The following is a 23,258-nucleotide window of genomic DNA, read 5'->3' as shown; positions in this document are numbered from 1 at the left end:
GGCACGCTTTTACTTATCTGCGGTGATGACGGGAACCGGTGTAGCGGCCGCCCCGGCCGCCGCCATAGCTGCCGTAGCGATTCCTGCGGCCCCGGAAAAACAGCCGGCGCAGCAGCAGGAAGGCGACCACCACCAGAATGACCACCAGCAGGATCTTCACCCACAGCTGGTCAAAGAACTTCTGCAGCCGGTCCAGCCGGTAGAGCCAGGGGTCCCGCTCCACGCTGATGCTGGCCACCAGAGGCAGGGTGCCGTACACCTTGTCGTTGAAGGACACCGAGATGGTGCCCAGCTGCTGACCCTGCTCCACGGGGGCCTCCACGCTCTCGGCGTTGAGGGTGTAGTCGTACTCAAAGTTCTCTGCAGACACGTCCTTGGGCAGCAGGGCGGTCACCTCGCCCTGGGGCTCCAGGGTGACGTAGTTGGTGTTCTTGCCCAGGGTGACCTCCACCTCGGGAATGTCCCGCTTGGTACCGTCCAGCATGGTCTGCCGGGTGAAGTTGTTAAAACCCCAGTCCAGCAGCCGGATGGTCTCGCTGAAGTAGGTAAAGCCCTCGCTGCCGGTGGTGCCCGGCACCCGCTCACAGCCCATGACTACCGACATCAGGTTCCGGTCCTCCTTGGTGGCGGAGGCGGACAGGCAGTAGCCTGCCTCCGGCGTATGGCCGGTCTTGACGCCGGTGGCATACTGGTACAGGTAGCCACGGATGTTCCAGTTGGAGATCAGGGCGTTGGTGGAGCGGACGATACGCTCCTCCGGGTGCATGTTGGTGGCGGGCATGGTGTAGTTGAGGGAGGAGACGATGGTGCGGAAGGTCTCGTGCTTCATGGCCTCCTTGCTCATCAGGTACACGTCGTATGCGGTGGTGTAGTGGTTGTCGTCGTGGTAGCCGTGGGTGTTGGCGAAGTGGGTGCCCGTCATGCCCAGCTCCGCCGCCCGGCTGTTCATCAGGTCCACAAAGGTGGTGATATCGCCGCTGACCGCCTCCGCCATCACGTTGCAGGCCTCGTTGGCCGAGGGAATGAGGGCGGCGTACAGCAGGTCGATGATACGGATCTCCTCACCCACCTTGATGTCGGCGGTGGAAGCGTTGTCTCCAATGCCGGTGTGGATGGCCTGGCTGGCGGTGACAGTCTGCTCCAGGGACAGCTCTCCCCGGTCCACCGCCTCCAGGGTGAGCAGGCAGGTCATCACCTTGGTGATGGAGGCGGGGTACATCTTGTCGTGGGCGTTGAGCTCGTAGAGGATCTCATCGGTATCCGGGTCCACCAGAACAGCGGCCTTGGCGTCCACCGTCATGCCGTCCAGAATGGCGCTGCCGCTGCCCCCCTCTGCCGCGGAGGCAAAGGGAGCGGCCAGGGAGAGAGCCAGGATCAGGGTCAAAAAGAGAGCGAGCAGTCTTGACTTTTTCATAGGAAACTCCATTTAAGTATGATATAATAATTCTGTATGTTTCATTATACCAGACCCCATACCGGGACGCAACGGGGGAGGGGGTTACAAATTCATGAAGATTTCCAGGCTGGAATTTATATCCATCCTCCTGGCGGCCATGTTTCTGGCCTTTACCGGCGGCTGGTTTCTCCGGGGTTCCACGCAGGCCCGGCCGGTGCAGGTGGAGGTGGAGCGCACGCTGACCCAGGAGAGCCCCATCGTACTCACTCCCCCGCCTGCCGGGACCACGGATGGGGAGGCTGATCCGCCTGCGGCCAGTACCCCGGCGGGAAAGGTGGATCTGAACACCGCCACAGCGGAGGAGCTGATGACCCTGCCGGGGATCGGGGAGAAACGGGCCCAGGCCATCATCGCCTATCGGGAGGCCAACGGTCCCTTCCGTATCCCGGAGGATCTGACCCGTGTGGACGGCATCGGGGAAGGAATTCTGGCCGGGCTGATCGACCAGGTAACGGTTTCACAGTGAAAAAGGAGGACACGCCTTGAAAATATTGGTGGTAGACGACGAAAAGGTGCTGGTCAAGGGCATCAAGTTCAACCTGGAGAGCGAGGGCTACCAGGTGGAGGCCGGTTATGACGGGGAGCAGGCGGTGGAGCTGGCCCGGAGCGGCGGCTTCGACCTGATCATCCTGGATCTGATGATGCCCAAGATCGACGGTCTCCAGGCCTGCATGCGCATCCGGGAATTCTCCAACGTGCCCATCATCATGCTCACCGCCCGCAGCGAGGACACTGACAAGATCATCGGTTTTGAGTGCGGAGCGGACGACTACATCACAAAACCCTTCAACATCCTGGAGCTGAAGGCCCGGGTGCGTGCCCTGCTGCGCCGGGCGGGTATGGCCGCCCAGCAGAGCGGTGCGGGGAGCAAGCTGACCATAGGCCACATCGTGCTGGACCCGGACGCCCGGGCGGCGTGGAAGGACGGAAAGAGCGTGGACCTCACCGCCAAGGAGTTCGACCTGATGGAGCTGCTCATGCGCAACCCTGGCCGGGTATACAGCCGGGAGAACCTGCTCAACGTGGTGTGGGGCTATGAATACGCCGGCGACTACCGGACGGTGGATGTCCATGTCCGCCGCCTGCGGGAAAAGCTGGAGCTGGACCCGGCCAACCCCCAGTATATCCTGACCAAGTGGGGCGTGGGCTACTATCTGAAAAATGGATAAGCGGGAGGAACAGGGCCGGCGGGTACCCTTCTGGCGCTCCCTCCAGACCAAGTATGCCCTGACCTACCTGGTGATCGTGGCCGCGGTGGTGGTGCTGCTGAACACCTATCCGGTGCTGGTATCCCAGAATCTGGCCTACCGCTCCAAGCAGACCTCCATGCAGAACCAGGCCTCAGTGCTGGCCTCAGCCCTGGCCACCGGGCCGGAGCCTCTGACGGCGGAGGGGGCCACCCGTACGGTGAACCTGCTGCTGAGCAGCCTGGGGGTGACCCGGGTGGTGGTCATCGACCCCTCCGGCCGGGTGCTGTGTGATATCCAGGAGGGGACCCAGCGGACGGACACCGTGGGGCAGTATGCCCTGTTCTGGGAGGCAGTGACTGCCCTGAAGGGCAATAATGTGTTCCGGGGCGACTATTCCGGCGGCGTCTTTTACAGCTGGGCGGCAGTGCCTGTCACCTACCGCTCCATGACCCAGGGGGCGGTCTATCTCTACGAGTACGACGCCGAGCAGGGGGCCATGCTCCAGGGCATCCAGAATAACCTGCGCACCATTTCCATCGTGATCGGCCTGGTGACCCTGGCGATGGGCGTGGTGTTCTCCAAGGCTCTGACCCGTCGGATCGCCCAGCTGCTGGGGGCCATCCACACCGTCCGGGAAGGCGAATACAGCCACCGGGTGGATATGCGGGGGGGCGACGAGCTCAGCCGTCTGGCCGATGAGTTCAACGAGCTCACCGGCCGGCTCCAGACCACCGAGGAGGTGCGCCGGCGGTTTGTGTCCGACGCCTCCCATGAGCTGAAGACCCCCCTGGCCTCCATCCGGCTGCTTACCGACTCCATCCTCCAGGCCGACCACATGGACGGCGACACTGCCCGGGAGTTTCTCACCGACATCGGGGAGGAGGCCGAGCGGCTCACCCGCATCACGGAGAAGCTGCTCACCCTCACCCGGCTGGACACCGCCCACGAGATCCAGACCGTGCCGGTGGACGTGGGCACGGTGGTGCGCCGGGTGGAGCATATGCTCATCCCTCTGGCCCAGGCGGCGGAGGTGAAGCTGGAGCTCCGCCTCCAGGAGGGCTGTATCATCCGCTGCACCGAGGACGACCTGTATCAGATCGCCTTCAACCTGATGGAGAACGCCGTCAAATACAACCTGCCCGGGGGCACCGTCACCGTCACCCTGTTCACCGAGGGAGACGTGGTGTGCCTGCGGGTGGAGGACACCGGCGTGGGCATCCCGGAGGCCGATCTGCCCAAGATCTTTGACCGGTTCTATCGGGTGGACAAGGCCCGTTCCCGGGCCGCCGGCGGCACCGGCCTGGGCCTGTCCATCGTCCGGGACACCGTGCGGCAGCACGGGGGCACCATCACCGCCCGGCGGCGGGAGCCGGAGGGCACCTGCTTTGAGGTGCGCTTCGCCCGCTGGCGGGAGAAGGGGGGCGAGCGGTCATGAAGAAACGGATCCTGGTCCTGACCCTCACCGGACTGCTGAGCCTGAGCGGCTGCACCGGTACGGCCGGAGATAGGACGGCGGAGGACTATAAGGTCTACTTTTCCGCCCTGGAGGATCAGAACGCCGCCATGGCGGTGGGGTATGAGACCTGGGAGCAGCCGGAGGGCACCCAGCCGGTGACCGGCCTGCTGCAGGCCCTGTTCCAGGGCCCTGCCACACAGAACCTGACCTCGCCCTTCCCCGACGGGGTGCGTCTGCTGAGCTGGGAGCTGCTGGAGGAGGGCTGCCTCCATCTGGACCTGTCGGAGCAGTACGGCGGCCTGACCGGGGTGGACCTGACCGTGGCTGACGCCTGCCTCACCCTGACCCTGTGCCAGGTGGAGGGGGTGGAGTCGGTGTACGTCACCGTAGAGGGGGACGAGATCCCCTACCGGCCCACCCAGCAGCTGACCCCCTCCGATCTGCTGCTCTCCAACGGGCAGGAGGCCCCGCCGCCGGAGGAGGAGCTGGACGCCCGCCTGGATCAGACGGACTGACCGGATGCGCAGGAAGAAGCCATCATACAAACAGGCCGCTGAGGTTGGAATAGCCGCAACGGGTCACACAGACAGGGAGGAATATGATGAAATTCAACAAAAGGATACCGCTATTTGCCCTGGCTGCACTTCTTTTAGCCACTTGCTCGATTTTCCCTTCGGCAAAAGCAGTAGGCAGTGAAGTAGATTATGTCCAAGTGGATATCAGGGCTGATCTATTATATGGTGTTGCCTATGATGATTTTTCAACAAGAAACAGCGCCCTACCTCTGCTCAGAGTAGAAGGCGGTATCGAAATTGACGGGTATGAGTACCCAAGTCTTGTATATATGAATTACAGCAATCAATGGGGAGAGTGGCTGTTCCCTTTCGAGCGTTGCCGGACAGCGGGTGCCTTCTCTGAGGGGTGGGCCTTTGTGAAGACTGAGAGTGTCTACGGTTATGTAGATCAAACTGGCGCTCTCGTGTTGCCCCTTCCCTCTGAAATTAACGGCGGCGAATTTCATGAGGGCGTTGCGCCTATTTATAACTTTGAAGATAGGTTATTGAGGTTCATCGACACCGAGGGAAAAACGGTGTTTACCTGCGAACAATTTTCTGATGTAGGGCCGTTTCACAGGGGTGTAGCGGTTGCGCGCGATTTAATGGGAAAGTACGGCCTGATCGATAAGACCGGCGCATGGATTGTGGCCCCTCAGTACGACTACATGTATGATCCCCGTGGCAACACGGTCATTGTCAACTTGGGTGATTATGACGGCGTGATCGATTTGAAGGGAAACGAGATTATCCCCTGCACATATCACAATATTTCCTATCAGGATGCCTATACAGATGGCGTGCGCACCAGTGACGAGCATCCGTTGTTTCTCCTGTCTACGGATTCCGACGAAGAAGGACTGGCAGATGAGAACGGGACGATCCTGATTCAGCCGCAGGAGCAGTTTAATCTTACCGGTGATTTTTCCGATGGTGTGTGCGGCGCCATCTATTATCCATATAAGGACAAGCCTATACCGCTGGATGTTCCGATCCCAAAGGGGCTGGTAGACCTCTCCGTTCAGGAACTTACGGGCCCCATTTATGAAGAGGTTCTCACTTGTCCAGAGTGGCCGATTCCCGTAAAAGAACTGGAAAACGACCAGTGGAAATTCATCAATGCGCAAGGACAGACGGAATTGACCCTTCCACAAGACGTTCAGGTCATCAGAGGCTTTCAGCAGGGGCTGGCGCAAGTCGCTTTACCGGACGGGGAGAGCTATTTAATGGATCGCCAGGGCGAGATGGTTTATGGGCCGTTGCCGCTATCCTATAGCGCATATTACGTTAATATCATAGAATTTTCCGATGGAGTAGCTTGGGGCGATGTAGTCAACAATAAAATGGATTTGATTTTTGATCCCCGCCTGAAAAACTACCCCAGCTCTTGGGCGGCGGAAGAAGTAAAGCAGGCGCAGGTGGCGGGAGTTGTGACGGAGAGCAACAACAGCTATTTCACGTTCCGCATCACCCGGCGGCGCTTTGCAGAGTTGATGGCCAACCTGGTGGAGAAGGTGACCGGACAGACGATTACCCCGGCGGCGGAGGGTACCTTTACCGATACGGATGACCTGTGGGTACGCAAGGCCGCCGCGATTGGACTGGTGAACGGCCTGGATGACGGCAGCCGCTTCAGCCCTAATGGTTATATTAACCGGGAACAGGTGGCAGCGCTGCTTTGTCGTACGATTCAGTATCTGGAAAAGGAGACAGGCCAAAAGACCCTTATCGAAGGAGGCAGCCTGGAGGGCTATGCGGACGTTGGCCAAGTGTCCGATTGGGCTGTGGATGCTGTGGCAGCGTTGAATGCCAATGGCATTCTCCAGGGTACTTCTGGCACGTCCTTGTCACCCAAGGATACCACCACGGTGGAGCAGGGCATCCTCCTGGCCCTCCGGGCTTATCAGAAGTTTATGGCCTGAGGAAATCGGGGGTGTCCGCCCTTGACAACCTCCCGGACCGGGTGTAACATACTTCATTATGGCAAAGTAAGAAACAGAAAGGAAGACCCACCCATGAGCCAGCACCGCATCAGCACCCAATGTCTCCACGCGGGCTATACCCCCGGCAACGGGGAGCCCCGCAATATTCCCATCATCCAGTCCACCACCTTCCGCTATACCTCCGGCGAGGCCATGGGCGCCCTGTTCGATCTGGAGGCCAGCGGCTATTTCTATACCCGCCTGCAGAACCCCACCAACGACCACGTGGCGGCCAAGATCTGCGCCCTGGAGGGGGGCACCGCCGCCATGCTCACCTCCTCCGGCCAGGCGGCCTCCTTCTATGCCATCTTCAACATCGTCTCCTGCGGGGAGCACGTGGTGTGCTCCTCCTCCATCTACGGCGGCACCTTCAACCTGTTCGCCGTCACCATGAAGCGCATGGGCATCCACTTCACCTTCGTGGACCCCGACTGCACCGAGGCCGAGCTGGAGGCCGCCTTCCGGCCTGAGACCCGGGCGGTGTTCGGGGAGACCATCGCCAACCCGGCCCTGACGGTGCTGGACATCGAGAAGTTCGCCAGGGCCGCCCACGCCCACGGGGTGCCCCTGATCGTGGACAACACCTTCGCCACCCCGGTGAACTGCCGCCCCTTCGAGTGGGGGGCCGACATCGTCACCCACTCCACCACCAAGTACATGGACGGCCACGCCAACGCGGTGGGGGGCGCCATCGTGGACTCCGGCAAGTTCGACTGGAACGCCCACGCCGACAAGTTCCCCGGCCTGACCACCCCCGACGAGAGCTACCACGGCATCACCTACACCGAGAAATTCGGCCTGGAGGGGGCCTACATCACCAAGACCACCGCCCAGCTCATGCGGGACCTGGGGTCCATTCCCTCCCCCCAGAACTGCTACTACCTGAACATCGGCCTTGAAACCCTGCCCCTGCGGATGGCCAAGCACTGCGAGAACGGCCTGGCGGTGGCCAAGTTCCTGAAGGACCACCCAAAGGTGGCCTGGGTGCGCTATCCCAGCCTGAAGGGTGACCCCTACTACGAGCGGGCCATGAAGTATATGCCCAACGGCACCTGCGGCGTGGTGTCCTTCGGCGTGAAGGGCGGTCGTGAGGCGGCCTCCAAGTTCATGGCGGGGCTGAAGCTGGCCTCCATCGCCACCCACGTGGCCGACGCCAAGACCTGCACCCTCCACCCCGCCTCTACCACCCACCGGCAGATGACCGACGAGGAGCTGGCGGCTGCCGGGGTATCCCCCGACCTGGTGCGGCTCAGCGTGGGCATTGAGGATATCAACGACATCCTGGAGGATGTGGATCAGGCTCTGGCCGGGGTGTGAGCCATGTATGTGAATCCTGAGATCTATTCCGGCCCTCCGGCGGAGGACCGGGACCCCAATGAGATGGCGGTGTATGCCTTCCTGGGCAAGCTGAACATCCCCTACCTCCGGTGCGACCACGACTATGCCAACACCATGGAGGACTGCAAGGCAGTGGAGGCGGTGCTGGGTGTGCCCATCTGCAAGAACCTGCTGCTGACCAACCGGCAGCAGACCGACTTCTACCTGCTGATGATGCCGGGGGACAAGCCCTTCAAGACCAAGGACCTGAGCAAGCAGCTGGGCTGCGCCCGGCTGTCCTTTGCCAGCCCGGAGCAGATGAAGCAGCTGCTGGGGGCCGCCCCCGGCTCTGCCAGCGCCTTTGAGCTGATGCACGACCCGGAGGGCAAGGTGCGTCTGGTGATGGACCGGGAGCTGCTGGCGGGGGAGTACATCAGCGGCCACCCCTGCTTCTCCACCTCCACCATCCGGCTGAAGCGGACCGATTTCCTGGAGAAGTTTCTCCCCGCGGTGGGCCACACGCCCACGGTGGTGGATCTGCCTTGGCCGGAAGCCGAGTAAAAAATGGTTGCATTTTCCCGATAGCGGGGCTATAATGCGGTAGACAATTGAAAAAACGGGAGCTTGTGTGACAGGCTGAGAGTAAGGTGTGACCTTAGACCGATAACCTGATTTGGGTAATGCCAACGTAGGGAAACAGATGGATTCGCTTTGCCGCGGGGATTATCCGAAGGGGTAGTCCCCGCTTTTTCTGTGCCGACATTTCCCCGGAAAAGAGGAACAGACCATGAACCATTCCAAAAAGATCCTCCGCATGGTGTTTCTGGCCATGATGGTGGCCATCGGCGTGGTGATCTCCCCCATCCTGCGGGTGGAGGGGATGTGCCCCACCGCCCACCTGATCAACATCGTGTGCGCCGTGCTGATGGGCCCCTGGTACGCCCTGCTGTGCGCCGCCCTCATCGGCATCATCCGCATGAGCGCCATGGGCATACCGCCCCTGGCCCTCACCGGGGCGGTGTTCGGCGCCTTCCTGTCCGGGGTGCTCTACCGGGCCTCCAGGGGGAAGCTGATCTGCGCCGTCCTGGGGGAGGTGGCGGGCACCGGCATCATCGGCGCCATCGTCTCCTACCCGGTGATGACCCTGCTGGTGCACCGGGAGGGGCTGAGCTGGCTGTTCTACGTGCCCTCCTTCCTGTGCGGCACCCTCATCGGCGGCTCGGTGGCCTTCGTGTTCCTGCGGCAGCTGGCCCGGGCCGGGGTGCTGCCCCGGTTCCAGCGGATGCTCTCCGACCGGAGCTTTGAGGAGGGGAGCAGCCCCCTGTCCAACGCCGCCGCCATCGCCGCCCTGGGGATGATCGTCTACCTGGTCATCAAGATCCTCACCGGCATGGTGTTCCCCACCGCCGGACCCCTGTGGAACTGGGCGGCCTGGGGGGCGGTGCTCCTGTTCGCGGCCATCGCCCTGGTCTACTACCTGCTCCAGACCCGGAGGAAGGGGGCGGCGGCCCGTGAGTAACCGGTTCGACCCCATGCTCCGGGCCCTGCGGCGGGAGGCCCCCCTGATCCACGCCATCACCAATCCCATCTCCATCACCCAGTGCGCCAACGCCGTGCTGGCCCTGGGGGCCCGGCCCATCATGGCGGAGCACCCCCGGGAGGTGGCGGAGATCACCGCCACGGCGGCGGCCCTGCTGCTCAACCTGGGCAACATCACCGACGTGCGGATGGAGGCCATGCTCCGCGCCGCCGGGACGGCCCGGGAAAAGGGGGTGCCCGTGGTGCTGGACGCGGTGGGGGTGGCCTGCTCCCGGATGCGCCGGGACTATGTCCGGCGGCTGCTGGAGCAATACCCGCCCGCCGTGCTCAAGGGCAATTACGCCGAGATCAACGCCCTGGTCCGGCCGGAGTACACCGCCTCCGGCGTGGACGGGGACAGGTCCCTGACCCCGGCGGCAGCGGCAAAAGCCGCCGGGGCGCTGGCCCGCCGGTACGGCTGCGTGGTGCTGGCCAGCGGGGAGACCGACCTGGTGACCGACGGGAGCCGGACCAGGGCCGTCCGCAACGGCACCCCCCAGCTGGGCAGCGTCACCGGAACGGGCTGTATGCTGGGTGCCCTGTGCGCCTGCTTCCTGACGGCGGCGGAGCCCATGGCGGCGGCGGAGGCGGCCTGCGTCACCCTGGGAACGGCGGGGGAGAAGGCGGCCACCCCAAAGGGGAGCGGCACCTTTCTGGTGAATCTGATGGACCGGCTCTCCACCCTGGACGGGGATACCATCCAGACCTGTGAACGGACGGAGGAATTTTACCATGAAGAAGCTTGATACCACCCTGTACCTGGTGACCGACAGCACCGGCCTGCCGGAGGAGGTCTTTCTGGAGAAGGTGGAGCGGGCCCTCCAGGGGGGCGTGACCTTCCTGCAGCTGCGGGAGAAGGAGCGCTCCACCCGGGCATACATCCATCTGGCCCGGGAAGTCCACGCCCTCGCCCGGCGCTATCAGGTGCCTCTGGTGGTGGACGACCGGGTGGACGTGGCCCTGGCGGCGGAGACCGACGGGGTCCACGTGGGTCAGACCGATATGCCGGTGGAGCTGGCCAGAAAGCTCCTGGGCCCGGACAGGATCGTGGGGGCCACCGCCAAGACGGTGCCCCAGGCCCTGGAGGCCTGGCGGCAGGGGGCGGACTACCTGGGGGTGGGGGCCATCTACCCCACCACCACCAAGGTGGTCACCGTCCTCACCTCCACCGAAACCCTGGGGGAGATCTGCAAAGCGGTGCCCATCCCGGTGAACGCCATCGGCGGACTGAACCGGGACAATCTGGGGGTGCTGAAGGGCATCCCCATCGGGGGCATCTGCGTGGTCTCCGCCATCATGAAGGCGGACGACCCCAGGGCCGCGGCGGAGGGACTGCGGCAGGCCTTTGACGGGCTGAGGAAGGAATAACGTATCCAGCGGCACATTGGGGGCACCACCTTATGCCGCTTAACAAAACAATGCTGAACCGAGAAGGAGGCAATCCCATGAAAACAGCATTGACCATTGCAGGCAGCGACTGCAGCGGAGGCGCCGGAATTCAGGCTGATCTGAAGACCATGACCATGAACGGGGTGTACGGCATGAGCGCTATTACGGCGCTGACCGCCCAGAACACCACCGGCGTCACCGGGATCCTGGAGGTGCCGCCGGATTTTCTCCGGCAGCAGCTGGACATGATCTTTTCCGACATCCGGCCCGACGCGGTGAAGATCGGCATGGTGTCCGGCGGGGCCCTGATCCAGGTCATCGCCCGGGCCCTGACGGACTGGAAGGCGGAGCGCATCGTGGTGGACCCGGTGATGGTGGCCACCAGCGGCTCGGCCCTGATGGAGACGGAGGCCGTCTCCGTCCTGAAGGGGGAGCTGCTGCCCCTGGCCGACCTGGTCACCCCCAACATCCCGGAGGCGGAGGCGCTGTCCGGGCTGACCATCCGGGGCAGGGGGGACATGGAGGCGGCGGCCGAAGCCATCGCCCGGGCCCACGGCTGCGCCGTGCTGGTGAAGGGGGGCCACAGCGTCAGCGACGCCGACGACCTGCTGTACGCCGGCGGCCACATTCAATGGTTCCCGGGAAAGCGGATCCGCAATCCCAACACCCACGGCACCGGCTGTACCCTGTCCTCCGCCATCGCGTCCAATCTGGCCAAGGGTTTCTCCCTGGAGGAGTCCATCCAGAGAGCCAAGGAGTACATCTCCGGCGCTCTGGCGGCCATGCTGGATCTGGGGAAGGGCAGCGGACCCATGGCCCACAACTTCGCTTTGAGCGGCACTTTCGCCGAAGAAAAACAATCAGTCTGAAAGGAAGAATCACCATGAGAGAGTATGCCACACAGATGGAAGCGGCCCGAAAGGGGATCATCACCCCCGAAATGAAGGCGGTGGCCGCCAAGGAGTACCGCACCGAGGAGGAGATCCGGGACCTGGTGGCCCGGGGTCAGGTGGCCATCTGCGCCAACCGGCTCCACACCTGCCTGGACCCCAACGGTGTGGGCTCCATGCTGCGCACCAAGATCAACGTGAACCTGGGGGTGTCCCGGGACTGCAAGGACTATGACGTGGAGATGGAGAAGGTCATGGCCGCGGTCCACATGGGGGCAGAGGCCATCATGGACCTGTCCTCCCACGGCAATACCCAGCCCTTCCGGCAGAAGCTGACCCGGGAGTGCCCCGCCATGATCGGCACCGTGCCCGTCTACGACAGCGTCATCCACTACCAGCGGGACCTGGCTACCCTGACGGCCCGGGACTTCATCGACGTGATCCGCCTCCACGCCCAGGACGGCGTGGACTTCGTCACCCTCCACTGCGGCATCACCCGCAAGACCATCGACCAGATCAAAACCCACAAGCGGAAGATGAACATTGTCTCCCGGGGCGGCTCCCTGGTCTTTGCCTGGATGAGCATGACGGGGGAGGAGAACCCCTTCTACGAGTATTTTGATGAGATCCTGGACATCTGCCGGGAGTACGACGTGACCATCTCCCTGGGAGATGCCTGCCGTCCCGGCTGCCTGGCCGACGCCAGCGACGTGTGCCAGATCGAGGAGCTGGTGCGCCTGGGCGAGCTGACCCGCCGGGCCTGGGCCAGGGACGTGCAGGTGATGGTGGAGGGCCCCGGCCACGTGCCCCTGGACCAGATCGAGGCCAACATGAAGATGCAGCAGAGCATCTGCATGGGGGCGCCCTTCTACGTGCTGGGCCCCATCGTCACCGACATTGCCCCGGGCTACGACCACATCACCTCCGCCATCGGCGGGGCCATTGCGGCGGCCTCCGGCGCGGCCTTCCTGTGCTATGTGACCCCGGCGGAGCACCTGGCCCTGCCCAATGTGGAGGACGTGAAGCAGGGCATAGTGGCCTCCAAGATCGCGGCCCACGCGGCGGACATCGCCAAGAAGATCCCCCACGCCCGGGACCTGGACGACGCCATGGCGGACGCCCGGCGGACCTTCGACTGGGAGAAGCAGTGGGAGTGCTCCATCGACCCGGAGACGGCCAAGAGCATCCGGGCGGACCGGGCGCCGGAGCACGAGGACAGCTGCTCCATGTGCGGCAAATTCTGCGCCGTGCGCAGCATGAACAAGGCTCTCAGCGGCGAGTACATCGACATTCTGTGAAAACCAAAAAGAAGGACACGCCTGAGCGTGTCCTTCTTTTTGGAACATCGCAACACTATAGATGCCAGCTTTCAGGCCTGCATTTAAAACCAAACTATTGTAATTTGAATAAAAAGAAATGCTTTTGAATGCGACTGAAATGAGACCTCAGTCGCATTTCAGTCGCATTTAATCATCCGTGCTCGAACCAAAATCATTTGCAAACCATTTTGCGCCGCGAGTTTTACCCTTGCAATATACACGTTCTTCACGCTGAAGCTCCCGCATAAGAACCTGTAGTTGATTATGGCTTTGCCCAGGTAGTACCTGTTGCAATTCTCTGAGTGGCGTACCGTGCTCACCATTTTCACGGATGTGCTTTAGCAGCAGCTCTTTGTTTGTTTCACGATCCAAACCAACAATCCGCGTATGTACACCGGATTTCCCAACTGCGGCATATAGGCTGCGCGCCAGAACATATTTGCTGCGACCGATATGCTCTACTAATCCCAAATTTTCCAAACGTTTTAAGTTCTGCCTGAGATTCTGAGGAATGCTTTCTGCATGATACATTGCGTTAATTACCAAGAAATCGCCAGTAGTCAACGACTCCATCCGCTCATCGCCTATGCGGTTGATGAGCGATAACATTTTTTCGTCCAGCACCAGACCGTTTAGAGTTAATTTCACAAAATCTTGATCTGTACCTGTGAAATCAGGCAGTTGTTTTGCCTCTTTAATGCTCCACTCATACATCAAGTTCATTCCCTGACCAGAGCGCTCAACCAGACCACAAAGCGCTAAAATTTCAGCAATACGGCGGTTTCGTGGCGATTGCCGGTCCAGGATATTTTCAATCGTGATTCCATTCGGAAAGCCTCCTGGACTCTCTACTACAAGCCGATCTTGATACTGTCGGATAAACACGCTCCCACCCATTTGATAATTCCGGTGACTTACTGCATTCAAGATCGCCTCACGAACAACTCGTTCGTTAAATGTGGGAATATCGTAAACAAAAAAACCTTCCTGATAGTGTTGCTTATCGTTACGTAGATTAATAAGCTCCCACAAACGGTTATAGCAAGAAAAAAATCCTACCCGAAATTCCTCTCTCTGATTTGCTGGGCCAGAAGCATTTGACGAGCGGTACTCAAAAACGATTTCAGCTTGTGGCAAAAACTTTCCGAGCGCTGCTCGTTTACCAAATAGCGCCAGTGCCGCATATGTAATTCCGTCCTCGTCAATAACGGCTTCACAGTCTCGCAAAAGCTGTTCTTGCGAAAGACTCATGATCCGACGATTGCTGCTTTTTTCAGCCCATTTGTTGCGAAACTCGTCTACAGCAGACGGATCTAAATCATCAAGAGTTGCCCCAACGCAAATACTGCCAGAAAAATCGATCCCTGCCTCCGCATAGATATGTCGCCGAATGGTTTCTGGCATAGGAATCAGACTATCTCCTTCGTACCACCAGGCAACGCCATCAGCTTGCACAGGCAGGCCAACTGGTCGACCTGCTATCTCAAATACTAAAACACGCTTACCCTCATGTTCATAAACTTGAAAGTCAACCATAATGTGCAGCTTATCGATTAAACCCTTACGTGTGCGTTCGGGCTGTTCAAATGCTTGGCTGCCGACAACTTGTCGAGGACGCTTATCCGAAATACCAAAGACAAGTTTTCCCCCGCCACAGTTTGAAAGCGCACAGCAGCAACGAAGTGCCTCTCCAAAATCAAACCGGTTCTTTGCTTCCTTAAACTGAATCCCTTCGCCCTCCTGAGCTTCCATCAATTCTTCAAGCGTCATAGGGGTATACAATTCGGCCTCGCCTCCTTATTATCGGTTTATTGGAATACTATTTCCATTATTATGACTTTCATTATAGCAAGGTTTTATTCTTTCTACAATCGATTTCTGTCCGGCATTTTCAAACCTCTTCCCGACCTCAAGGTCAAATGTACAAATGCAGGTTTCTTTTGCACCTTTACTGTGCCGTGTCCCTCTCACATTTAAACTTTACCTTGTCGTATTTATGGGCTCCTTATACACTTAAATCATCATAAAAAGTCATATAAAGTGAAAGGAGATCGTATAGGATGCGTTACAGTGAGGAAGAAAAGCGAACATTGGTTAACCTATATTACAACGGGAAGCCTGTTGCTGAAATTTGCCATGAGCACCAGATTTCCAGAAGCACTTTTTACAGTTGGATTCAGGCTTATCGGCCTGTTGAATCCAAGAACAGCGCCCGTAAAGTTACCCCCAAAGATTTCGACAGCCTTCTTCGCAGCTGCGAAAAGCAAGAGCAAATCATTGCGGTTCTAAAATCTATCCCTGCGATTGCCAACGCTACAACTCAGGAGAAGCTTGCGATATTGGAGCCGTTCTATGGCCAGTTTAGTGTCCATATTCTTTGCGAAGCCTTAGATGTTCCGAGGGGAACCTTTTACAATCACATCAAGCGGAACAAACGGGATAACAGTTCCTATGCCAAACATCGGGAAGAATTGCGAACGGCAATTCGGGAAATCTTTGAGGAAAGCAGACAGACATTCGGGGGCGAGAAGATCTGTGCCGTGCTTCATGAGCGAGGTTATCGAGCTGGCACAACATTGGTACGGGAACTTATGAGCGAGATGGGGTTGAGCAGCGTATCGACCACCTCTAAACGACAGTGGAAAAAATCCAACAGCTACGAGCGGAAGGCTAACATTTTACAGCGGCAGTTTCATGCAGAGGCTCCAAACTGTGTTTGGGTCAGCGATGTTACCTGCATGAAACTGAAGGATCGATATTATTACCTNGTGCTTCATGAGCGAGGTTATCGAGCTGGCACAACATTGGTACGGGAACTTATGAGCGAGATGGGGTTGAGCAGCGTATCGACCACCTCTAAACGACAGTGGAAAAAATCCAACAGCTACGAGCGGAAGGCTAACATTTTACAGCGGCAGTTTCATGCAGAGGCTCCAAACTGTGTTTGGGTCAGCGATGTTACCTGCATGAAACTGAAGGATCGATATTATTACCTCTGCGCCATTGTTGATTTATATTCCAGAAAAGTAATTGCCCATAAAGTATCCACACGTAATAGTACACAGCTGATTACAGCAACGCTCAGGATGGCCTACGAGACCCGAACACCGGGAGAAAATCTGATATTCCACAGCGAACAGGGTAGTCAATATACTTCCCATGCGTTCCGTCAGCTGCTGAAAAAATTAAGGATCACACAGTCGTTTTCCAACGCGGGAACGCCGCACGACAACGCCGTGATGGAATCCTTCTTTGCTGTGTTCAAGAAGGAGGAGTTTTATCGCAATAATTACCGCTCTGAAGCTGAATTGCGAAAGAAGATTGACGAATACATTGCTTTCTATAATCAAAAACGCCCGCATACCACTCTGAACCTTCAAACGCCAGAGCAATATGAGGACGCATTTTTCAGGAAACAATAAAAGTTCTGTTTCTGGAAAGAGGGGTTCGGATCTTCGATTTTCCGCTGCTTCTGCCGCCAATTTCGACTGTTTGGACTTGAATGTCCAGATTCTTACGAGCAGCTTGTCACGGCAAAACTCTTGAATAGCAAGGCTTTGAGGATAAAACAAGGGCCGGCTTTGGGAACAGTCCAAAAAATCTGTTCCAAAATTCGACCCTTGTTCAAACATTGGTTAGCCTATATTACAACGGCAAGACTGTTTCTGAGATCTGCCAGGAGCACCAGATTTCCAGAAGTACCTTTTACACATGGATTCAGACCTATCGGCCTGTTGAATCCAAGGACAGTTCCCGCACTGTTACTCCGAAAGACTTTGACAGCCTTCTCCGCCGCTGCGAAAAGCAAGAGCAAATCATTGCGGTTCTAAAATCTATCCCTGCGATCGCCAACGCGACAACACAGGAGAAGCTTGCCGTATTGGAACCATTTTATGGCCAGTTTAGTGTCCATGTTCTTTGCGAAGCCTTAGATGTTCCGAGGGGAACCTTTTACAATCACATCAAGCGGAACAAACGGGATAACAGTTCTTATGCCAAACATAGGGAAGAATTGCGAACGGCAATTCGGGAAATCTTTGAGGAATGCAGACAGACATTCGGGAGCGAGAAGATCTGTAACGTGCTTCATGAGCGAGGTTATCGAGCTGGCACAACATTGGTACGGGAACTTATGAGCGAGATGGGGTTGAGCAGCGTATCGACCACCTCTAAACGACAATGGAAAAAATCCAACAGCTACGAGCGGAAGGCTAACATTTTACAGCGGCAGTTTCATGCAGAGGCTCCAAACTGTGTTTGGGTCAGCGATGTTACCTGCATGAAACTGAAGGATCGATATTATTACCTCTGCGCCATTGTTGATTTATATTCCAGAAAAGTAATTGCCCATAAAGTATCCACACGTAATAGTACACAGCTGATTACAGCAACGCTCAGGATGGCCTACGATGCCCGAACGCCGGGAGAAAATTTGATATTCCACAGCGACCAGGGTAGTCAATACACTTCCCATGCGTTCCGTCAGCTGCTGAAAAAGTTAAAGATCACGCAGTCGTTTTCCAATGCGGGAACGCCCCATGACAACGCCGTGATGGAATCCTTCTTCGCTGTGTTCAAGAAGGAGGAGTTTTACCGCAATAATTACCACTCCGAAGCTGAACTGCGAAAGAAGATCGACGAATACATTGCTTTCTATAATCAAAAACGCCCGCATACCACTCTGAACCTTCAAACGCCAGAGCAATATGAGGACGCATTTTTCAGGAAACAGTAAAAGTTCTGTTTCTGGAAAGAGGGGTTCAAATTCCGGATTTTCTGCTGCTTCTGCCGTCATTTTCAGCTGTTTGGATTTTAATGTTCAGATTCTTACGAACAACTTATCACAACAAAAACCTTGAATAGCAAGGCTTTGAGAATAAAACAAGGGCCGACTTTTAGGACAGTCCAAAAAAACTGTTCCAAAAGTCGACCCTCGTTCACAAGCTGATAAAGTCATCCCGACTGGAATTCCATTGTACACTGATCTCGGTTCCCCTGACAACCAGTTTGTCCACGCACTTACACCCCCTTGTGGATGATTTTTTGAAGAAGTCCCTGGCAGCCTTCCTCCACATCCCGCCAAGTCGTATCGAAATCGCCGGTGTACCACGGATCGGCTACCTCGCCGGGACGGTTGGTAAAGTCCATCAGCAGGTGCATCTTGTCGGCAAAATCGCCGCCGCAGATGCGGTACATACTCCGCAGGTTGGCATGATCCATGCCAATCAGGAGGTCGTATTTCTCGTAGTCGCTGTTCAGCAGCTGGCGGGCTCTCTTGCCGGAGCAATCGATGCCATGCTCGGACAGCTTGCGGCGAGCCGACGGATACACCGGATTGCCAATCTCCTCGGTGCTGGTGGCTGCTGACTCGATTTGAATGCTCTGCTCCAGACCGGCTTTCTTCACCAGATCCTTCATGATAAACTCGGCCATCGGGCTTCTGCAAATATTGCCGTGGCAGAGAAAAAGTATCCTGATCATGCTCCGTACACTCCAACTCATTACTATTACACTCAGTATAGCACTGAATCTCAGATTCGTCGAGTTGGATTTCCAGATGGGCGGCAGAATCGATTTTTCTCTGGAGTTCTGCCTTTGACCAGCCGAAACGACCAGCGGCACGAAGATACCAGCGCCGCTCCTCCGGCTCCATGTCTGCTTCCAGAATGACTACATTCTGCGTCCAACTGATCTCCATGGCCAGGGTCAGCAACTCGGGGGTGTCCTCATACATCCGATAGAACTCCCGCATCCGGCGAAGGTTGCGCGGGGAGAAGCCGGAAGCATCGGGGAAACGGCTATGCAGATATTCGGCTGCGGCCACTGCCGCGCCTTTCTCCGGCCGGGAACAGACGATGCGGCCCAGTTCGCAGCAGAGTTGCATCTGGGGCATCTCGGCGCTCAGCGCAGCGTCCAGAGCCGCAAACATGGCGGAATAATCGATGTTTTTGCGGATGTTCATAGCTTCTCCTTTCCGGCAGAACCTGCCTTATTTTGAAACAGGCCAAAGAGAAGCACAGGAGGCGCCTCCTGCGTTTCTCTTTGGCCTGTTCACACCACTTGTACCATTTGCTCCCAGAGCAGGACGAAGCGGTCGTCGATGATTTTGTTGTCGTGGTAATGTCCAAACAGCCAGTAGTGGAACTTGGCCCGTTCTTTGACTTCCTCCACGAAGCCGGTCAGCTGGTCGTGAACATATCCACCGTTTCCCAATATGTCCACGATGCTGCTTGGGGCGCAGTGTGTGATCACATAGTCCATCTCATAGTGAATGCTTTCCAAGCTGTGCCGGGCTTCCTCATACTCGGATTTATCGGGAAGCTCTTGTTTCCACCAGGAGTGGTGGTTGACCCGGAATCGGGCGCCCATTCTGCGAAGGGCCCAGTATTGTTCTTCGAAATCGGGTGCTTTGGGGTTCAGGATACCGTCCTCGATATCATGGCTTCTGGCACCACCCATGGCGAAGAAGGAGTACCCTTGCAGATCAAAGACCTGCCCGCGCATCAGGTGGATCACATGAGGCCGGATTCGCTGGATCTTTCCGCCGTTCCATTCCTCTGTCGGGTATTTTCTCAGCAGGTCGAAGTTTTCATGGTTGCCGCTGATGAACAGCGTGGTAAAGGGCAGATCCTCCAGCCAGTCCAGATTGCGCTCCTCCTTCTTGCCACCGTCCCATACGCCGCCAAAATCTCCGCAGATGATCATGTAGTCTTCCTTGGTCATTCCGGCCTGCTCGGGGAAGTGTTCGGGTGCAAACCGCTGGAAGTTGCCATGGGTATCGCCGGTTGCATAGATCATTTCGGTTCACCTTCTTTTGACTATTATATCATATCCTGCTCCACCTGAACGCCGCCGCGGAGGAAGACCGTGATTTTCTCCGCTGAGTTGACCTTGACCGTATCCACCAGCTGCCGGATGAGAGCTTCATCCCATTCGCTGATGTGGGTGGACGCCTGAGCCATCGCGGCAGCCGCATCTTCAATGCGCCGTACAGCCTGAGCGTTGCTCTGACGCTGTTCTTCGATCAGGGCTCGCTTTTCTTTCAGTGCGGCAGCCTCATTCATGATAGCTCTCAGCTGGGCGGTGCAGGCGGTGGCATCCTCCGCTCGGGCGGATTCTGCCACCAGCTCACGGGTCTGGTCGTTCAGCTCACCCAACCGCCTTTCAATATCGGCAAGGCTCATGCTCTCTCCTGGAACCGGAGCCAGCTCCATCTCCATAGCAGAGGTGATCTGCCGGATCAGCGTACTCTTTTGGCTCATGACGGAGTTGATTGCGGCGAGGATTGACCTCTGGAGCGGTTCCTCGTCCAGTGTTGGTGAGTTGTGGCAGTACTTGGTGCCGTAGTCCAACCGGCTGACACAGCGCCACACGATGCGCTTCCTGCCTTGCTTGGACCAGGTGCAGCGGCGGTACAGGGTGCCGCATTCGCCGCAGACAAGGCGCTCCGACAAGGCGTATTTGCTGGCATAGGATGTCATCCCGGTGGGGGCATTCTTTTTGGACGGGCTTTTCCCGGCGCTGCGCCGCGCCATCTCTGCCTGTACTGCATCGAAGGTTTTGCGTTCCACGATGCCCTCATGATGGTTCTGGACCAGATACATGGGAAGCTGCCCCGTGTTGCGGATGACCTTGCGGCTGATGCAGTCGCTGATGTAGGTCTTCTGGAGGAGGACATCTCCGCAATACTTCTCATTGGTCAGGATGCTTCGGATCGCCGTGATCGTCCATTGGGAGCCGCCGGTCACATTGGGGATCTGCTCCGCTTCCAGCCTGTCTTTGATCATCCGAAGGCTGGCTCCGCTCAAATACTGGTCATAGATCGAACGAACCACTTCTGCTTGCTCCTGGATGATTTTCGGCTTGCCGTTCTCGCCTTTTTCATAGGCGTACAGCCGGTTATACTGTATGATTGTTTTTCCCTCGCGCATTGCCTGCCGCTTGCCCCAGCGGACATTGGCGCTGATGCTCTCGCTTTCCGCCTGAGCGAAGGCTCCAAGCATGGTGATGAGGATCTCGCTGTCGGCTTCCAGCGTGTTGATGTTCTCCTTTTCGAAGATGACCGCAATACCCAATTCTCGCAGGGCCCGGATGTAATTCAGGCAGTCCACCGTATTTCTGGCGAAGCGGGAGATGGATTTGGTCAGGATGATGTCGATCTTCTTCTGCTTGCACAGCCGGATCATCTTCAGGAATTCGGGCCGCTTCCGAGCCGATGTCCCTGTGATGCCCTCATCTGCGAAGATCCCGGCCATGGTCCACTCCCGGTTGGTCATGATTTTGTCAGTGTAGTAGTTCTGCTGCGCCTCATAGCTGGTGAGCTGCTCCTCGTCATCGGTGGATACCCGGCAGTAGGCAGCCACGCGAAGCTGGCGTTGGACCGCCTGCCGGCTTGCGACCTCTGGCTTTGCGGGTATGGTGATGACTTTGGGCGGGCTTTCTCTCATGCTGTTTCACTCCTATTACAATAAATTTGGACAGGAAAGCCGGGCAGCCAGTCCGGCTTTCCCTCCATCTCGTGCCTAAGCTACAATAAGAGGAGCAACTGGCTGACCACTCACTCCTTGGGCTTGTAAGTCCGTACGAAAGACTGTCANCTATTACAATAAATTTGGACAGGAAAGCCGGGCAGCCAGTCCGGCTTTCCCTCCATCTCGTGCCTAAGCTACAATAAGAGGAGCAACTGGCTGACCACTCACTCCTTGGGCTTGTAAGTCCGTACGAAAGACTGTCAGCCATCCTCTTGTTGTAGCGTTCGATTTCAGCAGGTTGAGCCACCGGATGCCGGGGAGTTCGCGTCACCCAATAGATTGAATCGGCAACGAGAAAAGATGGATTCCGGTTGCAGATTCTTTAGTATTGGAGGAATGTGGATGAACAGCGTTGGCATCGATGTTTCCAAAGGGAAAAGCATGATCGCCGTCATGCGCCCCTTCGGTGAGGTGGTGGTTTCACCCTTTGAAGTGCGACACACCGCCAATGAACTGAACGAACTGGCAGGGCTGCTCAAAAGTTTGGACGGTGAGACCCGTGTGGTGATGGAATCCACGGGTAATTACCACGCGCCGGTGGCCTGGCTGCTCCACGACGCGGGACTTTATGTCTCCGTAGTCAATGCAATGCTGGTGCATGACTATGGGAACAACAGTTTAAGACGAGGCAAGACTGACAAGAAGGACGCCGTGAAACTGGCCAACTACGGCCTTGACCACTGGCTCACACTACCGAAATATGTCCCGGAGGAGGACACCCGGCTCATGCTGAAGACCTGCTACCGGCAGTACCAGCAGTATTCCAAAGTACGGACCATGCTGAAGAACAACCTAATCTCCCTGCTGGACACCGCTTTCCCTGATGCAAACCGACTGTTTACCAGTCCACCCCGCGCCGATGGCAGCGAGCAGTGGGTGGATTTTGTAGCCGCTTTTTGGCATTGTGAGTGTGTCTGTGGTTTGTCTAAAAAGGCCTTTACCACCCAATACCAGAAGTGGTGCAGAAAGCACGGCTACAATTTTAGCGAGGTTAAGGCCCTGGACATATACGCCTCTGCATGTGGACACTTCGGTGTCATGCCGAAAACGGACACGGCAAAACTTTTGGTAGAACAGGCTGTTTCCCAACTCCGGGCAACTTCCGCCGCGTTAGCTGCTCTCAAGCAGGAGATGCAGTCCCTGGCCGTTTCTCTACCGGAGTATCCTGTGGTGATGGAGATGTTTGGTGTTGGCCCAACCCTCGGCCCCCAACTCATAGCTGAAATTGGCGATGTACGCCGTTTTCATTCCAAGAAAGCGCTGGTGGCCTTTGCAGGCATTGACGCCCCACCTTACCAATCTGGACAAGTGGATGTCCGTAGCCGTAACATTTCCAAGAGAGGATCTGCCTCACTGCGAAGGACGCTCTTTCTGGTGATGGGGGTCCTCCTGCAATGCGCTCCAATGGATGAGCCGGTCTACCAGTTCATGAACAAGAAACGCTCTGAAGGTAAGCCCTACCGTGTCTACATGATGGCCTCCGCCAACAAGTTCCTGCGCATCTACTACGCTTCTGTGAAAGCCTACCTGGATTCTCTGGAGCATGGCTGATTTCCCAGCTCTATACTGTCTGGCTGACCGCCATTTTTTGAAATG

At 57.5% G+C, this 23,258-nt stretch carries 20 protein-coding genes, 2 pseudogenes and 1 riboswitch; of the genes and pseudogenes, 16 read left to right on the top strand and 6 right to left on the bottom strand.

Annotated features, from left to right (window positions below; genetic code table 11):
• Positions 1 to 13: 13 nt before the first annotated feature.
• On the bottom strand, positions 14 to 1,414 hold the full coding sequence (locus E0E41_RS07225; protein WP_130869313.1) for a D-alanyl-D-alanine carboxypeptidase family protein: 1,401 nt from the start codon (positions 1,412 to 1,414) through the stop codon (positions 14 to 16).
• 94 nt (positions 1,415 to 1,508) lie between these two features.
• Here E0E41_RS07225 and E0E41_RS07220 point away from each other — a divergent pair, with 94 nt between their 5' ends.
• The 12 genes and pseudogenes from E0E41_RS07220 (at position 1,509) to thiC (ending at position 13,110) form a co-directional block, all read left to right on the top strand.
• Positions 1,509 to 1,922 (top strand): ComEA family DNA-binding protein, encoded by a 414-nt coding sequence (locus E0E41_RS07220; RefSeq protein ID WP_130869312.1) that lies wholly within the window; start codon positions 1,509 to 1,511, stop codon positions 1,920 to 1,922.
• A 16-nt stretch (positions 1,923 to 1,938) separates the two neighbouring features.
• Positions 1,939 to 2,625 (top strand): response regulator transcription factor, encoded by a 687-nt coding sequence (locus E0E41_RS07215; protein ID WP_130869311.1) that lies wholly within the window; start codon positions 1,939 to 1,941, stop codon positions 2,623 to 2,625.
• Positions 2,618 to 4,081, top strand: a complete 1,464-nt coding sequence (locus tag E0E41_RS07210; protein ID WP_130869310.1) for a sensor histidine kinase — start codon at positions 2,618 to 2,620, stop codon at positions 4,079 to 4,081. The genes E0E41_RS07215 and E0E41_RS07210 overlap by 8 nt, the downstream gene beginning before the upstream one ends.
• Positions 4,078 to 4,617: a GerMN domain-containing protein gene (locus E0E41_RS07205; RefSeq protein ID WP_130869309.1), complete on the top strand. Its 540-nt coding sequence runs from the start codon at positions 4,078 to 4,080 to the stop codon at positions 4,615 to 4,617. Before E0E41_RS07210 ends, E0E41_RS07205 begins: the two co-directional genes overlap by 4 nt.
• An 86-nt stretch (positions 4,618 to 4,703) precedes the next feature.
• Complete coding sequence (locus E0E41_RS07200) at positions 4,704 to 6,578, top strand: WG repeat-containing protein (protein WP_165450525.1); 1,875 nt, start codon at positions 4,704 to 4,706, stop codon at positions 6,576 to 6,578.
• Between the two features lie 93 nt (positions 6,579 to 6,671).
• Complete coding sequence (locus E0E41_RS07195; RefSeq protein ID WP_130869307.1) at positions 6,672 to 7,955, top strand: O-acetylhomoserine aminocarboxypropyltransferase/cysteine synthase family protein; 1,284 nt, start codon at positions 6,672 to 6,674, stop codon at positions 7,953 to 7,955.
• Positions 7,956 to 7,958: 3 nt separating this feature from the next.
• Entirely contained in the window at positions 7,959 to 8,516 is a 558-nt protein-coding gene (locus tag E0E41_RS07190) for a prolyl-tRNA synthetase associated domain-containing protein (protein ID WP_130869306.1), read from the top strand.
• Between the two features lie 45 nt (positions 8,517 to 8,561).
• A riboswitch (TPP riboswitch) is annotated at positions 8,562 to 8,667 on the top strand.
• Between the two features lie 75 nt (positions 8,668 to 8,742).
• Positions 8,743 to 9,264: pseudogene (thiW, locus tag E0E41_RS07185) on the top strand (energy coupling factor transporter S component ThiW); the annotation flags it as partial.
• Between the two features lie 202 nt (positions 9,265 to 9,466).
• Positions 9,467 to 10,279: a hydroxyethylthiazole kinase gene (thiM, locus tag E0E41_RS07180; RefSeq protein WP_130869304.1), complete on the top strand. Its 813-nt coding sequence runs from the start codon at positions 9,467 to 9,469 to the stop codon at positions 10,277 to 10,279.
• Positions 10,266 to 10,901 carry a thiamine phosphate synthase gene (gene thiE / locus E0E41_RS07175; protein WP_130869303.1) on the top strand — a complete coding sequence of 212 codons (636 nt, stop codon included), beginning with the start codon at positions 10,266 to 10,268 and terminating at the stop codon, positions 10,899 to 10,901. The genes thiM and thiE overlap by 14 nt, the downstream gene beginning before the upstream one ends.
• Before the next feature lie 77 nt (positions 10,902 to 10,978).
• Positions 10,979 to 11,791, top strand: a complete 813-nt coding sequence (thiD, locus tag E0E41_RS07170) for a bifunctional hydroxymethylpyrimidine kinase/phosphomethylpyrimidine kinase (RefSeq protein WP_130869302.1) — start codon at positions 10,979 to 10,981, stop codon at positions 11,789 to 11,791.
• A gap of 14 nt (positions 11,792 to 11,805) precedes the next feature.
• Positions 11,806 to 13,110: a phosphomethylpyrimidine synthase ThiC gene (gene thiC / locus E0E41_RS07165; RefSeq protein ID WP_130869301.1), complete on the top strand. Its 1,305-nt coding sequence runs from the start codon at positions 11,806 to 11,808 to the stop codon at positions 13,108 to 13,110.
• 168 nt (positions 13,111 to 13,278) lie between these two features.
• On the opposite strand, the gene E0E41_RS07160 is transcribed toward thiC, so the two are convergent.
• Positions 13,279 to 14,913: an ATP-binding protein gene (locus E0E41_RS07160; protein WP_242623719.1), complete on the bottom strand. Its 1,635-nt coding sequence runs from the start codon at positions 14,911 to 14,913 to the stop codon at positions 13,279 to 13,281.
• 278 nt (positions 14,914 to 15,191) lie between these two features.
• Here E0E41_RS07160 and E0E41_RS07155 point away from each other — a divergent pair, with 278 nt between their 5' ends.
• Both E0E41_RS07155 and E0E41_RS07150 read left to right on the top strand, forming a co-directional pair.
• Complete coding sequence (locus tag E0E41_RS07155; RefSeq protein WP_130869300.1) at positions 15,192 to 16,553, top strand: IS3 family transposase; 1,362 nt, start codon at positions 15,192 to 15,194, stop codon at positions 16,551 to 16,553.
• Between the two features lie 209 nt (positions 16,554 to 16,762).
• Positions 16,763 to 17,866: an IS3 family transposase gene (locus E0E41_RS07150; RefSeq protein WP_368019899.1), complete on the top strand. Its 1,104-nt coding sequence runs from the start codon at positions 16,763 to 16,765 to the stop codon at positions 17,864 to 17,866.
• Positions 17,867 to 18,150: 284 nt separating this feature from the next.
• Here the strand turns inward: E0E41_RS07150 and E0E41_RS07145 are convergent, their stop codons facing one another.
• Together E0E41_RS07145 and E0E41_RS19260 are read right to left on the bottom strand one after the other, a co-directional pair.
• Positions 18,151 to 18,612, bottom strand: coding sequence for a low molecular weight protein-tyrosine-phosphatase (locus E0E41_RS07145; RefSeq protein WP_130869298.1), 462 nt, complete (start codon positions 18,610 to 18,612; stop codon positions 18,151 to 18,153).
• A gap of 136 nt (positions 18,613 to 18,748) precedes the next feature.
• Positions 18,749 to 19,015 (bottom strand): annotated as a pseudogene (locus E0E41_RS19260) (DUF1016 N-terminal domain-containing protein); the annotation flags it as partial.
• Between E0E41_RS19260 and E0E41_RS18905 the strand changes: the two are divergent.
• The gene (locus E0E41_RS18905; RefSeq protein WP_242623718.1) at positions 18,932 to 19,129 is read left to right on the top strand and encodes a hypothetical protein; all 198 of its coding nucleotides are present in this window, start codon (positions 18,932 to 18,934) and stop codon (positions 19,127 to 19,129) included. The pseudogene E0E41_RS19260 and the gene E0E41_RS18905 overlap by 84 nt on opposite strands.
• 53 nt (positions 19,130 to 19,182) lie before the next feature.
• Here the strand turns inward: E0E41_RS18905 and E0E41_RS07135 are convergent, their stop codons facing one another.
• Together E0E41_RS07135 and E0E41_RS07130 are read right to left on the bottom strand one after the other, a co-directional pair.
• Complete coding sequence (locus tag E0E41_RS07135; protein WP_130869297.1) at positions 19,183 to 19,929, bottom strand: metallophosphoesterase family protein; 747 nt, start codon at positions 19,927 to 19,929, stop codon at positions 19,183 to 19,185.
• Between the two features lie 23 nt (positions 19,930 to 19,952).
• A complete protein-coding gene (locus tag E0E41_RS07130) occupies positions 19,953 to 21,578 on the bottom strand; it encodes a recombinase family protein (RefSeq protein ID WP_130869296.1) in 1,626 nt (541 codons plus the stop codon).
• 426 nt (positions 21,579 to 22,004) lie between these two features.
• On the opposite strand from E0E41_RS07130, the gene E0E41_RS07125 reads away from it, so the two are divergent.
• Positions 22,005 to 23,213 (top strand): IS110 family transposase, encoded by a 1,209-nt coding sequence (locus E0E41_RS07125; protein ID WP_130870789.1) that lies wholly within the window; start codon positions 22,005 to 22,007, stop codon positions 23,211 to 23,213.
• Positions 23,214 to 23,258 lie beyond the last annotated feature (45 nt).

Origin of the sequence: Intestinimonas massiliensis (ex Afouda et al. 2020), from assembly GCF_900626285.1 — a bacterium.
In the GTDB taxonomy this organism is placed as follows: domain Bacteria; phylum Bacillota; class Clostridia; order Oscillospirales; family Oscillospiraceae; genus Flavonifractor; species Flavonifractor massiliensis_A.
Note: the sequence above shows the minus strand (reverse complement) of the source record. Positions and strands in the feature narration are given on the sequence as shown.

What these genes read in the sequence shown, in the direction of transcription:
- E0E41_RS07125 (WP_130870789.1), top strand. Translation starts at nt 22,005, where the DNA reads ATGAACAGCGTTGGCATCGATGTTTCCAAAGGGAAAAGCATGATCGCC.
- E0E41_RS07190 (WP_130869306.1), top strand. Translation starts at nt 7,959, where the DNA reads ATGTATGTGAATCCTGAGATCTATTCCGGCCCTCCGGCGGAGGACCGG.
- E0E41_RS07195 (WP_130869307.1), top strand. Translation starts at nt 6,672, where the DNA reads ATGAGCCAGCACCGCATCAGCACCCAATGTCTCCACGCGGGCTATACC.
- thiE (WP_130869303.1), top strand. Translation starts at nt 10,266, where the DNA reads ATGAAGAAGCTTGATACCACCCTGTACCTGGTGACCGACAGCACCGGC.
- thiD (WP_130869302.1), top strand. Translation starts at nt 10,979, where the DNA reads ATGAAAACAGCATTGACCATTGCAGGCAGCGACTGCAGCGGAGGCGCC.
- E0E41_RS07130 (WP_130869296.1), bottom strand. Translation starts at nt 21,578, where the DNA reads ATGAGAGAAAGCCCGCCCAAAGTCATCACCATACCCGCAAAGCCAGAG.
- E0E41_RS07220 (WP_130869312.1), top strand. Translation starts at nt 1,509, where the DNA reads ATGAAGATTTCCAGGCTGGAATTTATATCCATCCTCCTGGCGGCCATG.
- E0E41_RS07210 (WP_130869310.1), top strand. Translation starts at nt 2,618, where the DNA reads ATGGATAAGCGGGAGGAACAGGGCCGGCGGGTACCCTTCTGGCGCTCC.
- E0E41_RS07205 (WP_130869309.1), top strand. Translation starts at nt 4,078, where the DNA reads ATGAAGAAACGGATCCTGGTCCTGACCCTCACCGGACTGCTGAGCCTG.
- thiC (WP_130869301.1), top strand. Translation starts at nt 11,806, where the DNA reads ATGAGAGAGTATGCCACACAGATGGAAGCGGCCCGAAAGGGGATCATC.
- E0E41_RS07225 (WP_130869313.1), bottom strand. Translation starts at nt 1,414, where the DNA reads ATGAAAAAGTCAAGACTGCTCGCTCTCTTTTTGACCCTGATCCTGGCT.
- E0E41_RS07200 (WP_165450525.1), top strand. Translation starts at nt 4,704, where the DNA reads ATGAAATTCAACAAAAGGATACCGCTATTTGCCCTGGCTGCACTTCTT.
- E0E41_RS07135 (WP_130869297.1), bottom strand. Translation starts at nt 19,929, where the DNA reads ATGATCTATGCAACCGGCGATACCCATGGCAACTTCCAGCGGTTTGCA.
- E0E41_RS07145 (WP_130869298.1), bottom strand. Translation starts at nt 18,612, where the DNA reads ATGATCAGGATACTTTTTCTCTGCCACGGCAATATTTGCAGAAGCCCG.
- E0E41_RS18905 (WP_242623718.1), top strand. Translation starts at nt 18,932, where the DNA reads ATGCAGATATTCGGCTGCGGCCACTGCCGCGCCTTTCTCCGGCCGGGA.